Annotated in this window: 9 protein-coding genes; 1 reads left to right on the top strand and 8 read right to left on the bottom strand. The window is 70.1% G+C overall.

Annotated elements, in window-relative coordinates; all coding sequences use genetic code 11:
* Window positions 1–92: 92 nt before the first annotated feature.
* Window positions 93–1,073, bottom strand: a complete 981-nt coding sequence (locus tag LKD76_RS05080; protein WP_227979794.1) for an AraC family transcriptional regulator — start codon at window positions 1,071–1,073, stop codon at window positions 93–95.
* Window positions 1,074–1,285: 212 nt separating this feature from the next.
* Here LKD76_RS05080 and LKD76_RS05075 point away from each other — a divergent pair, with 212 nt between their 5' ends.
* Entirely contained in the window at window positions 1,286–1,438 is a 153-nt protein-coding gene (locus tag LKD76_RS05075; protein ID WP_227979793.1) for a hypothetical protein, read from the top strand.
* A gap of 43 nt (window positions 1,439–1,481) precedes the next feature.
* On the opposite strand, the gene LKD76_RS05070 is transcribed toward LKD76_RS05075, so the two are convergent.
* The 7 genes from LKD76_RS05070 to LKD76_RS05040 form a co-directional block, all read right to left on the bottom strand.
* Window positions 1,482–2,087 (bottom strand): TetR/AcrR family transcriptional regulator, encoded by a 606-nt coding sequence (locus LKD76_RS05070; RefSeq protein WP_227979792.1) that lies wholly within the window; start codon window positions 2,085–2,087, stop codon window positions 1,482–1,484.
* Window positions 2,077–2,508, bottom strand: a complete 432-nt coding sequence (locus LKD76_RS05065; RefSeq protein WP_227979791.1) for a hypothetical protein — start codon at window positions 2,506–2,508, stop codon at window positions 2,077–2,079. Before LKD76_RS05065 ends, LKD76_RS05070 begins: the two co-directional genes overlap by 11 nt.
* Window positions 2,508–2,813 (bottom strand): hypothetical protein, encoded by a 306-nt coding sequence (locus tag LKD76_RS05060; RefSeq protein WP_227979790.1) that lies wholly within the window; start codon window positions 2,811–2,813, stop codon window positions 2,508–2,510. Before LKD76_RS05060 ends, LKD76_RS05065 begins: the two co-directional genes overlap by 1 nt.
* Before the next feature lie 84 nt (window positions 2,814–2,897).
* Window positions 2,898–4,232, bottom strand: a complete 1,335-nt coding sequence (gene fabD, locus LKD76_RS05055; RefSeq protein ID WP_227979789.1) for an ACP S-malonyltransferase — start codon at window positions 4,230–4,232, stop codon at window positions 2,898–2,900.
* Window position 4,233: 1 nt separating this feature from the next.
* Window positions 4,234–5,139 carry a 3-oxoacyl-[acyl-carrier-protein] synthase III C-terminal domain-containing protein gene (locus LKD76_RS05050; RefSeq protein ID WP_227979788.1) on the bottom strand — a complete coding sequence of 302 codons (906 nt, stop codon included), beginning with the start codon at window positions 5,137–5,139 and terminating at the stop codon, window positions 4,234–4,236.
* Window positions 5,136–11,447, bottom strand: a complete 6,312-nt coding sequence (locus LKD76_RS05045; protein ID WP_227979787.1) for a type I polyketide synthase — start codon at window positions 11,445–11,447, stop codon at window positions 5,136–5,138. Before LKD76_RS05045 ends, LKD76_RS05050 begins: the two co-directional genes overlap by 4 nt.
* Window positions 11,444–14,596 carry a type I polyketide synthase gene (locus tag LKD76_RS05040; RefSeq protein WP_227979786.1) on the bottom strand — a complete coding sequence of 1,051 codons (3,153 nt, stop codon included), beginning with the start codon at window positions 14,594–14,596 and terminating at the stop codon, window positions 11,444–11,446. Before LKD76_RS05040 ends, LKD76_RS05045 begins: the two co-directional genes overlap by 4 nt.
* Window positions 14,597–14,601: the final 5 nt, after the last annotated feature.

The following is a 14,601-nucleotide window of genomic DNA, read 5'->3' as shown; positions in this document are numbered from 1 at the left end:
CGGAGAAATCCGAAACACCTTGTTACACATTCTTGCGACGGCGCGCAATCGAAGACTCCCGGAAATCCGAAAGCGCGCTCGGGCACAATCCGCTAACGATCGCGAGTGAGCGACCTCCGATATGCCCGCGGCGACATCCCCATCCAGCGAGTGAAGGCATGGGTGAAATTCGCCGTCTCCGCATAGCCCAGCCGCCGGGCCACATCCTCGACCGTCGAACCCGCGCGCAGCAGTTCCGAAGCCGTGCTCTCGCGCACGGTGTTGAGCAGGCCACGGAAGCTGGAACCCTCCGCGGCCAGCTGGCGACGCAGCGTCCGGACGTTGATGTGCAGCTCAGCGGCCACTTCGGCCATCGACGGGACGGTGCCCGGATCGCGCAGCAGGCGTTCACGCACGGCCGTCGACAACTTCCATCCACCACTCAGCAGCAGCTGCAACGCCTCCCGGCACTGCCGCTCGATCAGGCTGGCGGTATGCGAATCGGCATGCGGCATGGTCAGTTCCAGGAACGACCGTGGCAGCACCAGCGCCGTACGCTCGCATCCGGACAGGATCTGTTCCACCGACGCGAACTCGGCCAGCGCCGCGGCGCGCTCGGCGTCGAGCTCGAGTTCCAGTCGCACCGCGGGTATCTCGACATCCAGCGCCCGGCCCGCGACGAAGATCAGCGCGACCTCCCGCTCGACGAAGAAACCCCGCAGGTCGGCGGGTATCGCGGAACCGTCGGCCACCAGGGCGACCTCATCGCCACCGGAATCCTCGAGGTGGTATCGCGCGGCGACCGACACCAGATCCTGGTAACGGATCGCGATGGTGAGGACATCACGCATCGTCGCACTGGCCAGGGCCGCCAGGCCGACCAGACCGGCCTTGCCGAGGGTGGCCTGGGCGGCGGTCTGGGCCCCGAGTCCGGGCCGATCGCCGACAGCGCGAATCAGATTGCGAGCGACCGCGAATTCCTGTTCCGGCCAAATTCGCGGCTCCTCATCCGTCAGATCGGCGGGCGTGATTCCGGTGCCGGCCAATAACAGCGTTTCGTCCAATCCGTGCGCGAGCCCTACAGCAATCATCATGCGCACACTGACACTGCCGTGCGGTAGCACATCCGACGGCGTACCGGTCCCAACCACAGTCCGAAATTACCAATATTCGGCCCGATCGGCACATTCCACACTTCGAAACCATGGGCATAACCTCAACGAACCGCCATCGGCACGGGATGGCCGATCGGGCAGGCAGGGATCGAGGAGGGCGACGGACCGTGGATATGTTCAGTACTTGTTGGATGGAACCCCTCGATCTCACGGCGCAGAAGGCGCACCAGATCATGCAGATGCATCGCGGCTGCCGCACCGACGAATGCCCGCGCCGCCGGGCGGCGTTGCGCGTTCTGGTGGAGGCGGGCCGGTTGATACCGGACTCCTCGCGGGTGCACTGAGAACGAGTCGTGCGGAACGGGCGCGCCGCGGTCGATGCCGCGGCTACCCCACCCAGCGATCGGTCCAGCCGAGCGCGATCCGGCGAGCACGGGCGGGCGGCATCCGATCGGGTTCGGTCAGCACCGCGAGGGTGAGACCGTCGAGCAGGGCGAGCAATTCCGCCGCCGCGTCCTCGGATTCGCCCGCACGTTCCGGATTCACCGCGACCAGCGCCCGGGTGACCAATTCCTCGGTGCGCCGCCATTGATCACGATGGAGCTCCGCGATCCGCGGGTCGTGCGCCGCGCGGGCCACCAGCGCCAACCACACCCGAGCCAGCCGGTCGTCACTACCGGGCGCGATGAGCAGGTCGACGAGGCGTGACAAGCGTTCCCGCGGTTCCAGCCGGGCCACCGCCGCGACATCGAAACGCGCCGCGGCCTCGTCGCGAACGTACTCCCAAACACGGTGCAGCAGCTCACTTTTCGTCGAAAAGTAGTACTGAACGGTGCCGATCGACACTCCGGCACGACCGGCCAGGGTGCGAATACTGACCCCCTCGATGCCGTCGTCGGCGATCACATCGGCCAGACGGTCCAGCAGTTGGCGACGGCGATCCAGCACACCCCCGGCGGCAACGGTCGAGCCCGCCGCTCGCTCAGCGCCCATCGCCCCGACTCCTCTCCCGCTGATTGCGGACCTGATAGTAATGCCAGGCCTGTGCGCCCACCCGGCGTGCCACGGCCACCGGTTCACGACGGCCGTCGCCACGCGACTCCCGCTCCACCACCGCCGCGAAGAACAGCAGCAGCACACCGATTCCGCCGAGTCCGAAGTAGACGGTGTCACCCAGCAGGTTGACGAGCATGCGGGCCGAGTCGTGTTCGGCGCCCTCGAGCGCGGGCAGGACGGCCTCGAGCTGAATCAACCGCAGCCCCTCGGCGAGCGACCACACCACTGCCGCACCCGCCAGCGACCAGCCCGCGACGCGGTAGTCGCGGGCCAGCCGCATCCCGACCAGCAGCGACACCACCGCCAGGACCACCACCGCCAGCTCCCCGGCGCCGAAGACCCACTGCGCGCCGCTCATCACACCCGCTCCCCTCGTGCGGGCCGGCGCGCGGCGGCGAGGAGCAACAGCGCCCAGGCGAACACCAGCAGCAGATTGCGGACGCCGGCCCCGAATTCCATGCGATGGGTTATCCCCTCCGCACCACCGGATCCGAACCACATGGCCCGGCTGGTGATCAGCCCGACCACGGTGCCGAGTACGGCCACGACCGCCGCGAGTATCGCGCTGCCGAAGGCGCGCCCCAGCCGCCGCCGGTAGTACAGCACCATCGCCACACCGAGCAACGGTGCGCAGAGTCCGAGCAATTCGACCAGGCGAAACATGTGCGGCCACCCCTTTCATACATTCGTATGGGACCGACCATACGCATGTATGAGACGGCCGTCAATACGATTGTATGAGAGCGGTCAGCCGGCGGTGAAACTCCACTCGTCGCCATCGGACCAGACAACCCGGCTGCCGTCGGTGCGGCGCATGGTGCCCGCGGCATCCACCGTCCACTCCCCCGGGTCGAAGGTTTCTCGACGCCCCGCGGGATGCACCACGCCGGTATGGTCCGCGCGCAGGTAGGCGCCGTCCTCCCGCGCGCGCCACGCGACCGGGTCGAAGGTGTGCAGCCGATCGTCCGGCGTGATCATCGCGAGCGCGCCGTAGCGGTGCATCCGGCTGCCGTCGGGCAGCGCGGTCCAGGCGTCGGCGGTCACCGGTTCCGGGTCGTTCGCACCCGCCCACACGATCTCCGCCGCGCCGGGCGCGTACAGGTCGCCACCGTCACCGACATGCCACTGCCCCAACTCACGTCGTAGCCACGGCGACTCACCGAGCAACTCCGCGACCGTGGCCAGATCCTCGGGATCGCCGAAATGCGCTGTCCGAATACTCTTTTCCGCGCGCCGCAGCATCGAGGTGAGGCGAGCGCCGGGGCCGACCTCGATCGCGTATCGCACCCCGTGCGCCGACAGTCCGGCCATCACCGCGTCCCAGCGCACCGGCGCGCAGATCTGCGCGGCCAGCGATCCGACGGTATCCGCACCGGCGCGGCGCCACACCCCGGAAGTACCGTCCACCACCGGAATTCGGGGTTGCGCGACATCGACCTCGGCCAGCGCGGCCCGGAAACGCGCCGCCGCCGGTTCCATCAGCGGGCAGTGGAAGGGCGCACTGACGTCGAGTTCGCGGGTGATCGCGCCGCGCTCCTCGGCCAGCGATCGGACCCGCCCGACCGCGGCGCGATGCCCGGAGATCACCAGCTGACCGGCCCCGTTGTAGTTGGCCACCGCGACCACCTCGGACTGAGCCGCCGCATCGCAGAGCCCGTCGACCACCTCGGCCGCCAATCCCATCACCGCGACCATCGCACCCGCTCCGGCGCCGACGGCCTCCTGCATCAGCGCGCCGCGACGGCGGACCAGGCGCAATGCGCTATCGAAGTCCAGGGCTCCGGCGCACACGTGCGCGGTGATCTCGCCGAGGCTGTGCCCGGCGACGACCAGCGGATGACATCCCGTCTCCGCCACCAGCACCCGGTAGGCGGCCACACTCACCGCGAGGATCGCGGGCTGGGCGTACTCGGTCCGGGACAGCCGGTCCGGATCACCGTGGAAGCACAACTCGCCCAGACCGAATCCCAGTGCCGCGTCGGCGGATTCGAAGGTCTCGCGCGCGATCGCCGAGGTGTCGGCCAGCGCCTTGCCCATTCCGGGGAATTGCGCGCCCTGACCCGGGAATACGAATGCGAGCATGTCAGCAGATCCTCAACAGTGCGACACCCCAGGTTCCGAACCCGTGGCTGATGGTCATGACGACCTCCCCCGGCGCGACACCGTCCTCGAGGTAGGTCTGCAGATTGATCAGATTGTCGGCGGAGTGCACGTGCGCGTAGTCGCCGACGTTGTCCAGGTAGCACAGGTCGTGCTCGAGACCGGCGGATTCGGCCATGAACCGCACCGCTTCCTCGTTGACGTTGTTGGCGATGATCCGCCGCACATCGCCGCGATCGAGCCCCGCGCGGTCGAGCATGTCGGCCACCGCACGCGACAGTCCGCGCTTGGTCAGGCCCGCCAGCGCCGGCATCGTGGCAACCCGGATCAGCTGGTTCGTCCCCTGATTGGCGCCCAGCACCTCGATCCGCGACGGATGCGCCGAGGTGATCAGACAGCTCGCGGCGCCATCACTGAGCACCGACACCGCGTCGCGCAGGATGCGGGCGTCGGGATCCGGGCACGCGTCGGCGGTGATCACCAGGACATTGCGCGCCGATCCCGCGGCCACCAGGCTGTGCGCGATCCGCAGCGCACTGCCGAAGTTCGCGCATTCGGCCAGCGTCACGCCGATCGGGGTCGCCCGGGTGAGTCCGAAACGCTCACAGAAGCGCAGGAATTCACCACCTGCGAGCGTGCCGCTCTCCGGACTCGAGGTGGCGTAGATCAGCAGATCGATCTCGGCCGCGTCCACCGGGACGCGGGCCAGAGTCGCGCTGACCACCTCGGCGGCGAGCTCCAGCGGAGACTGCTCGGCGCGACAGTAGTGGTTCAGCCCCAGACCGCGCATATCCCGCAGCAGCGCGGGGTCGGCCCGCAGCGGCGGGAGCGAGGCGATCGGCTCGCGGGCGCCGACCGCGTAGGCGATCCCGTGCAGGTAGACGTTCATCGGACGGCCGCGTCCTCTCGCAGCCGTGCGGACAGATAGGTGTGCATCGCCCGCACGGTCGGATGGTCCCAGTGCACGGCGCCGGGCAGATCGATACCGAGCGCGGCCGCCAGTCCGTTCTTGTACTCGAGCAGCGCCAGCGAACTCATCCCGAGCTCCAGAAACGGTTTGCCCGGGTCGATCTCGTCGGCATCGATGCGCAGCACGGCCGCCGTCCTGTCGGTCAGCAGCTGCCACAGTGCGGCGTCCCGCTCCTCGACCGGCAGCGTGCGCAACTCGTCGGCGAGCACCGGGACGGAGCCGCCGCCCGTGGCGCGCAACGAATCGTAGAGCGGGATCGATCGGGCGTACGGGTGCGCGCCCAGCCACGCCTCGGGATCGATATCGATGACCGCCGCACGGGCCCGCCCGTCGTCGAGCAACGTCCGCAACAGGGTGTGCGCGACCGCTGGTGCCAGCGATCGGATTCCGCGCCCCGCCAGATAGTCCCGGGTCGCGGCGTCGCGGGCAGCCAGGCCCACCGCACCGAACGGACCCCATGCCACCGCGGTCGCGGCCAGCCCCTGACTGCGGCGATAGTTCGCCAAGCCGTCGAGAAACGCGTTGGCGGCGGCATAGTTCAGCTGACCGCCGGAGGGCAGCAGGGTGGCGGTCGAGGAGTACATCACGAAATACTCCACCGGATCGCCGGCGACGGCACGATGCAGATTCCAGGCGCCCAATGCCTTCGCGCGCAGGACCGTATCGAATTGGGACCAGCTCTGATTCGTCAGCACGCCGTCGCGTAGCACCGCGGCCAAGTGGAAGACACCGCGCACCGGGCCGACCCGCGCCCGAAGCCGGGCCACCGCCGTCCGGACCTGGTCCTCGTCGCCGACATCGGCCAGTGCCACCGACACCCGTTCGCCGTCGGCGTTCAACTCGTCCAGAACCGCGCGCTCGGCGGCGGTCGGCTCCCGGCGCGCCAGCAGCGCGATATGCGCGACACCGTGCCCGGCCAGGGTGCGGGCCAATTCGAGTCCGAGTCCGCCCAGGCCGCCGGTGATCAGATGGCAGCCGGGTTCGCCCCATGCCTGGGCGGCACCACGGACCATCTCGGTCGCCGCGGCTTCGTCGGTGGTCAGCACCAGTTTGCCGATATGCGCGCCGGAACTCATGGTCCGGAATACCTCGGCGGCCCGGGCAATCGGATACGACTGCACCGGAAGCGTTGTCAACTCGCCGGCGACCACTCGGCCGAGGGTGTGGTGGAGCAGATCGGCGAAGCGGTCCGGGCGCTCGCGATGCAGGCCGGCCATATCGACGGCGGTATAGGTGATGCGGCGTTTGAAGTACTCCAGCGGCAGCCGGCCCGACGCGTAGATATCGCGTTTGCCCAGCTCCAGGAAGATGCCGTCGGCGGCGAGCGTGCGCATACTCGCCTCGGCGGCCGCACCGGTGAGCGAATTGAGCACGACATCCACGCCGGCGCCGTCGGTGACCGCGCGGACCTGATGCTCGAATTCCATACTGCGCGAGTCGAATACGTGCTCGACGCCGGCCGCGCGGAGATAGGCGCGCTTGTCCTCGGTACCGGCGGTGGCGATGACCTCACACCCGTGCCGGCGCGCCACCGCGATCGCGGCCAGACCCGTACCACCGGATCCGGAATGGATGAGAATGCGCTGTCCCGCCCGGACCCGGGCGAGATGTTCGAGGGCATAGCAGGCGGTGGTGTACGCGGTGGGCAGTGCCGCGGCGTCGGTGAACGCGAACGTCTCCGGTAGCCGGTGGACCAGCGCGGCATCCGCGACCGCGTGGGTGGCCAGGCAGTTCGACGCCACCGCGGCCACGCGGTCACCGACCTGTACCGAATCCACCGCCGCGCCGACGGCCACCACGGTGCCCGCGCATTCGGAGCCCAGTGGCACCGCGGCCGACTCCGGATCGGTGAAAAAGCCCATCGCCCACATGACATCGGCGAAATTCAGCCCGGCCGCGGCCACCGCGATCACCACCTCGTGCGGTGCGGGTCGCGGCCGGGCGCGCCCGCGCAGGGTCAGCGTCTCCAGGCGGCCGGGCTCATCGATATCGACGCCGAAGCCGCGCGACTGCGCGCGGCCCCTCGGCGGCTCGGGTTCGAGCCGGACCCGGTCCAGGCGCGCCACGTGACGAATTCCGTTGCGCAGCGCGATATGCCGCTCACCACCGTCGGACAGTTCGGCCACCAGGTCGGCCACATCGTCACGATCCACACCGGCGTCGGCGGCGAGATCGACCAGGGTGGTCTGCAATTCGGGATGTTCGGCCGCCAGTGCCGTACCGAACCCCCAGAGGGTGGCCTGCCAGGGATCCACACATTCGCCCGCGACCGCCTGGCCGCCGCGCGTGACCACCCACAGTCGCGGCGCCGGAGCCCGGAGCGCCAGTGCGCGAGCCAGCGTGAGCAGAGCGGACAGATCCTCGAAAGCGGTGGCGCCGTCCTCGGTCCCGGCGAGACAGACGACGTTGTCGGCGGATCCGAGATCCGGCAGCGGCGCGGCCACATCCGGCTCGGTCGCACCGGTGACGGGCGGGTGTGCGATCGTCACCACGCCGCCCGCCGCGGTGAGATACCTGGCCAGCCCCCGCACCGATACCGGTGATTCGTCCTCGTCGGTCGCACCGACGACCAGCCAGTGCCCAGACAGCGGGGCGGCGGCCGCGAGCGGTCGCCGCTGCCAGTCGATCGCCAATACCTGTGCGGTGGACCGGGATTCGGTGTCGTCCACGCGCTGGGCGGTCAGGCCTCGCACGGTGGCGACGAGCGACCCGTCGTCGGCGTAGATATCGAGATCGGCGGTCTGGAGCCGGCCGTCCCGAGCGTAGTCGCGGACGTGGACGTGCACCTGAGCCGGAATGTGGTCGGGAATATGCAACTCACCGATCCCCGAGGGCAGGAACAGTTCCGAACCGGCCAGCGCCCCCACGACCTGGAAGCACCCGTCGAGGACCGGCGCGATCGCCACCCCGTCCTCCGGATCGCGGGCCCCGGACGCCGCGCACACCCGGCCCAATGCCTGACCGTCGCCGACGAACAGCTCCGTCACCGTGCGGAAGGCCGGTCCGTAGCGGGTCCCGGTGCGGGCGTAGGCGGCGTAGAGCTCCTGCGGCTCGACCGTCGTCGTACAGATTCGCTGCGCCACAGCCAATCCCGGCGCATCCGATTCCGGCGCCGTGTCGGCCGGCTCCGCGTCGGCGATGCGGCCGCGCACATGTTCGGTCCACCCCGTCGCGGTCCCGGCCGGTGTACCTATCCGGAATTCCCGGTCACGCAGGACCACCTGTACCTCGCGCCGGCTGCCGGCGGTGAAGGTGAGGACCTTCTCGAACCGTACATCGGTGAAGCGGCAGCCCGGTCCGAGACCGTGCCGGCGCCGCGCGGCCGCCGCGAGGTTGACCGACCACGCCCCGGCGGCGACCACGAGTTCGCCGACGGCGTGGTCGGCCAGCCACGGGCTGCGGCCGAGATCGACCACGCGCGCCAGGATGCGTTCCCCGGTGAACGGTGATTCCAGCACCGCCTGTCCCCCGGTGCCCGCTCTGTCGGCATCCCAATCCGATCGCGCCCAGAACCGCTTGTGCTGCCACGGATAGGACGGCAGCTCGGTGATCCGTCCGGTGACCCCGGCGGCCGCCCAGTCCACCGCGAGCCCGTGCACGAACAACCGGGCGACCAGTTCCAGCACGTCCCGCCGCGCGTACCCGTTGCGTTTGAGCGATCCGACGACCCCGGCCCGTGCCCCGGACGCTTCGATGCGGGCTCGGATACCGTCGACCAGCACCGGATTGGGCCCGATCTCGACGAAGGTAGCGGGTCCCTCGGCCAGCGCCCGCTGGACCGCGGCATCGAGCCGGACCGTATGGCGCAGGTTACGAACCCAGTAGTCGGCAGACAGGGTGCCGGTCGGCTGATACTCGGCGTCGACGGTGGACAGGAATGCGGCGCGTCCGCCGGGTACCGGGCGCACGGCCTCGATGCGTCCGGCGAATACCGGGAGATGCGGATCGAGCTGGCGGCTGTGCGCGGCCGATTCGATCTTCACCCGGCGTGGGTCGTATCCCGCCGCGGCCAGGGCCTTTTCCAGGCGATCCAGATCCGCGACGGTTCCGGAAACCACCACCTGGGATGGGCCGTTCATCGCGGCGAGATCGACATCGCCCTCGATCTGCCCGGTCCACTGCCGGAGTTCCTCGGCACCCATCGGGATCGACAGCATGCCCCCGGCGCCCTCGACCGCGCGCAGCACCTGATTGCGGTGATAGATGATCGCGGCCGCGTCGGCGAGGGTCAGGGCGCCCGCCACATGGGCGGCCGCGATTTCGCCGACGCTGTGGCCGATCACGGCATCGGGGCGAAAACCCTGTTCGGCCAGCAACTCCGACAGCGCGACCTGCACGGCGAACGACATCGGCTGCGCGAGATCGATACGCCCGCCGTCGGATTCGCCCGCGGCCAGCACATCGGCGATATCCACATCCAGATACGGCGCGAAGGCGGCCGCGCACCGGCGCACTGCGTCGGCGAACACCGCGCTCTCGGCCATCAGCTGTGCGCCCATCCCCGCCCAGTGCCCGCCGAAGCCGGCGAAGACGAAGATCAGCGCACCGGTTTCACCGGCCCGGCGACCCCGGATCACCCCGGCGCGATCGCGATCCTCCGCGATCGCGGTGAGACCGCGGTGCAGTGCGGCGCCCGTCTCACCGATCACCACGGCACGGTGTTCGAGCGCGGCCCGGCGCGACGCGGTGAAGCACAGATCGCGGCACTGCTCCGGCGTAATGCCGGCCACTCGGTCCTGCCATCGGACGGCGGTGTCCCGCAGCGCCTGCTCCGATGCCGCGGACAGCGGCAGTACCAGCAGCTCCCGGCCGGGCTCGGGGGCGGCGTCGACGGCCACACCGGTCTCGCGCGGGCCGGTGACGATGGTGTGCGCGTTCGTTCCGCTGAATCCGAAAGCGCTGACCCCGGCGTAGACGGGTTCGGAGCCCGGCAGCTCCTGCGTCCGGGTCGGCACCACGATCGGCATCCGGTCCCAGTCCACCAGCGGATTCGGCGCGTCGAAATGCAGGGTGGGCGGGATCACCCGATCGCGCACCACGGTGATCGCCTTGAGCAGGCCCGCGATCCCCGCTGCCGGTTCCAGGTGACCCAGATTGCTCTTCGCCGAACCCACCGGCAGTGGGCGCTGCCGTCCGGGCCCGAAAACAGCTGCCAGGGCGCGTAGTTCGATGGGGTCGCCGAGCGGGGTGCCGGTGCCGTGCGCCTCGATGTAGTCGATCCGGTCGGGCTCGATTCTGGCCTCGCGCAACGCATCCCGCAGTACCTGCTCCTGAGCGCGGCCGTTCGGCGCGGTCAGGCCGTTACTTCGCCCGTCCTGATCGACCGCGGTACCGACGATCGACGCCAGTACCCGATCACCGGCATCCCGCGCGACGGATTCGCGCTTCAGTACGACCACTCCGCAGCCCTCGCCGCGCACCAGTCCGTCGGCGGCGGCCGCGAACGGCGCGCATCGGTCGGTCGGCGAAGGCGCCCGCAGCTTCGACATCGAGATCATCGACTGCGGCGAGACGATCAGATTGACCCCGGCGACCAGCGCCAGCTCACATTCGCCCGCGCGCAGGCTCTGCACGGCCAGGTGCAGCGCCACCAGCGCCGACGAACAGGCGGTGTCGACCACCAGGGCGGGGCCTCGAAGTCCGAGATGGTAGGCGATCCGCCCGGCCGCCACCGACGGCGCCAGTCCGGTGGCCGAATAGATATCGATCGCGGCCGGCTCGGACGCGGCGGCGGCGTAGTCGTTGGGACACATTCCGACGAAGACGCCGGTCCGGCTCTCGCGCAGGGTTTCCGGCGGGATCGCGGCGTGTTCCAATGCCTCCCAGACGACCTCGAGCAGCACCCGCTGTTGCGGATCCATCGCCTCGGCCTCGCGCGGGGAGATACCGAAGAACGCGGCGTCGAAATCGCCGATATCGGTGAGCGCGCCCAGCTTTCCGATATAGGTCCGGCCCGGCGCCTCGGTGTCCGGGTCGTAGTAGTGCCCGACATCCCAGCGGCCCTCGGGGACATCGACCACACCGTCGCCACCCGCGCGCAGGAATTCGGCGAAGCCGTCGAGGGAGACGACCCCGCCGGGCAGCCGGCATCCCGCACCGATGACCGCCACCGGCTCGCTGCGCTGCGCCAGCACTCCCCGTGCCGTACGCAACGCGGCGATGGTCTCGCGCAGCGCGTCGTTGCTGTCGGCGCCGTCGGCGAGCGGGTTGGGGGGTGTGGGGGTCAAGGCAGTACCTCTTCCAGAGCGGCCAGTTCGGCGCGGGCCAGCGCGATGAGGTCGGATTCGTCCGCACGGGTGGTGGTGTCGGCGGGTCCGGCGACCGGGGCGGGCCGGGGTTCGGGTGCCGGGGCGGATTCGGGCGGCGCCGGTGCCGCGGCCGAGAGCCGGATACTGATCTCGGCCGCTTGCGCTGCCGCCGTCGGGAATTCGAATGCGAAGGCGGCCTCGATCGGCAGGGCCAGGGCCCGGCTCAGGACCGCGCGCAACTCGAGCGCCATCAGCGAGTCGAAGCCCAGCTCCTGCAGCGGGGTATGCGGATCGAGCGTGTCGGTGTCGGCCATCTCGAAGACCCGCCGAATGCTCGCGGCCACCACCGCGTTCACCCGTCGGCGCAACAGGAACAGATCGGCCTCGGCGACCGCGGGCACTGCGGTGGCCACCTCGGGAACAATCGGATCGGAGGCCGGTCGCGGGGTGCGGGCCGGGACGGGCGCCGGCGTACCGGTCTCCCCCGCGACGGATTCGGCGGCGTCGAGCCAGTACCGACGGCGTTGAAACGGATAGGTGGGCAGCGTCGTTCGCCGGTAACGCTCGGCGTGCAGATCACCGAGATCGTCCACGGCCCCGGCAGCGAACAATCCGGCTACCCCGCGCACCTGTTCGGCATGGGTGGTGCCGGTGCTGAGCCAGCGGCGGTCCTCCGCCCACGGGCGAGATCGGCCGATATCGCTCAGCGCCGCGCCGCCCGCCTCCACCAGCACCGAGCAATCCAGTTCCCCGATGGTGTCGAAGGCCTGTTCCACCGCGGCCGGCCACAGCGGGCGGGAGGCCCAGTACTGCGCCCGCGCCGCCTCGGCGCCCATACGGACACCGGTGTGCGCGGAGACCACGGTGAATTCGGGCGCGCTCGGGGATGCCTGATCCGGCACACCCGCGCCCACCCGATCGCGCAGGTCGGCGCGCGTGGTCACCGCGATGCCGGCGGCACGCAACCGATTCAGCAGCAATTCCCGGCCACCGGGCTCCGCCTGCAGCAGATACCGATCACCGATGCGGCCGCACACCGCCGCACCGGTTTCGCTCACCACGGCGGCGAGCAGTTCCGGGTCGTCGGTGCGCGCCATCGCCCGCTCGTCGACCAGTGCGGCGGCGGTCACCGACGCACGCAGTGCCGCGGCGGGTTCCAGAATTCCGGAGATGGCGGCGGCCACGTACTCACCGACGCCCACCCCCAGGACGGCCGCCGGGCGCAGACCGAGCGACTGCAATCGGCGGACCAGGGCATACCGGTGGACGAAGGCCAGGGCGTCCGCCAGACCGGGCACGCGCTGCGCCTGATTCGGAGCCAGACCGGCGAAGAGGGCGGTCCGGAAGCTGTCCCGCGACACGGTGGCGGCCAGACATTCGTCGACGGCCGCCCGGAAGGCGGCCGACCCCGCATAACTCGCGCGATCGAGGGCCTCCACCCCCGGACCGCGATGTCCGATCAGCAATGCGGTCCGCACCGAACCGCCGCGGGGCACGTGGCCGGAAGCCACCGTCGGATGATCGTCCCCGGCCGCGTGCGCGTCCAGGCCGACGGCCAGTGCCGTCGTGCTGCCCGCCACCACCGCCAGTCTGTGCTCGAACTGTCCGCGACCGAGATTGGCGGTAGCGCAGACGGATTCGAGATCGCCGGGTTCGGCGGTGCGCAACGCGACCGCGAAGCGCCGGGCCTGTGCGCGCAGGGCCTCGGAGGTGCGCGCGGACAGGGTCAGCAGGCCCGAGGAGACCGGACCGCCGGATGCCGGCGCCGCCACCGGAGGTTGCTCGACGACGATGTGCGCATTGGTCCCGCTGAAACCGAACGAGCTGACTCCGGCGATCCGCGGCGCCCTCGGCCATGCGGTGGTCTCCGTCGCCACCCGCACCGATCCACTCGCCCAGTCGATACGCGGATTGAGCCGCCGCACATGCAGAGTGGGGGGAATCGCGTCCCGCTGCACCGCCAGCGCCGCTTTGATCAGCCCGGCGATACCGGCGGCCGTCTCGGCGTGGCCGAAGTTCGATTTGATCGAGCCCACCCACAGCGGTGTCCGCCGGGAGCCGAATACGGAATTGAGCGCGCCGATTTCGATCGGATCGCCGAGCGCGGTCCCGGTGCCGTGCGCTTCCACGTAGTTCACCTGTGCCGGTTCGATATTCGCCACCCGCAGCGCGGACCGCACCACCGCTTCCTGCGCACGGGCACTCGGCACGGTCAGCCCGCCGGTGCGGCCGTCGTGATTCACCGCCGAGCCACGGATCACCGCGTGGATCCGGTCGCCGTCGCGCTGCGCCTGCGACAGCCGTTTCAGCACCACCAGCCCGCAACCTTCGGCACGTCCGTAGCCGTCGGCCGCGGCATCGAAGGTCTTGCAGCGTCCATCCGCCGACAATGCCCGGATGCGGCAGCAGAACATGGTCGACAGCGGCGACAGGATCAGATTCACGCCGCCGGCCAGTGCGGTCGAACAATCGCCGTTACGCAGACTCTGCACCGCCTGGTGCACCGCCACCAGCGACGAGGAGCACGCGGTGTCGACCAGCGATACCGGCCCGTGCAGATCCAGCGCGTAGGCCACCCGTCCCACCGCGATACTGGGCGTATTACCCAGCCCCGCATAGGCGTTCATCGCCTCGGGCAGACTCGCCACCGCGATGCGGTCGTAATCGCGCCAGCTGAGTCCGACGAACACGCCGGTGTCGGTTCCGCGCAGCCGCTGCGGCGCGATCCCGGCGTTCTCCAGTGCCTCCCAGGCTATTTCGAGCAGCAGCCGCTGCTGTGGATCCATCGCGTGCGCTTCTCGCGGGGAGATGCCGAAGAACTCCGCGTCGAACATGTCCACCGACTCGAGGAAACCGCCGCGAGTGGTGTAGATGGTGCCGGGCTTATCCGGATCCGGATCGTAGAAGCGCCGCACATCCCACCGATCGGCGGGCTGCTCGGCGGTGGCGTCGACTCCGTCGGAGACCAGCTCCCACAGCGAATCCGGCCCGGTGATCCCGCCGGGGAAGCGACAACCGATGCCCACGATCGCGATGGGTTCCGCGGGCCGGGGTTCGGCGAGCCGCTGCCGGGCCGCCCGCAGGGCTTGCGCGATGCGCTGCTGTTGTTCGGAATTCGCTGCGGACATATCCC

This window comes from Nocardia spumae, assembly GCF_020733635.1.
Taxonomy (GTDB): domain Bacteria; phylum Actinomycetota; class Actinomycetes; order Mycobacteriales; family Mycobacteriaceae; genus Nocardia; species Nocardia spumae.
Note: the sequence above shows the minus strand (reverse complement) of the source record. Positions and strands in the feature narration are given on the sequence as shown.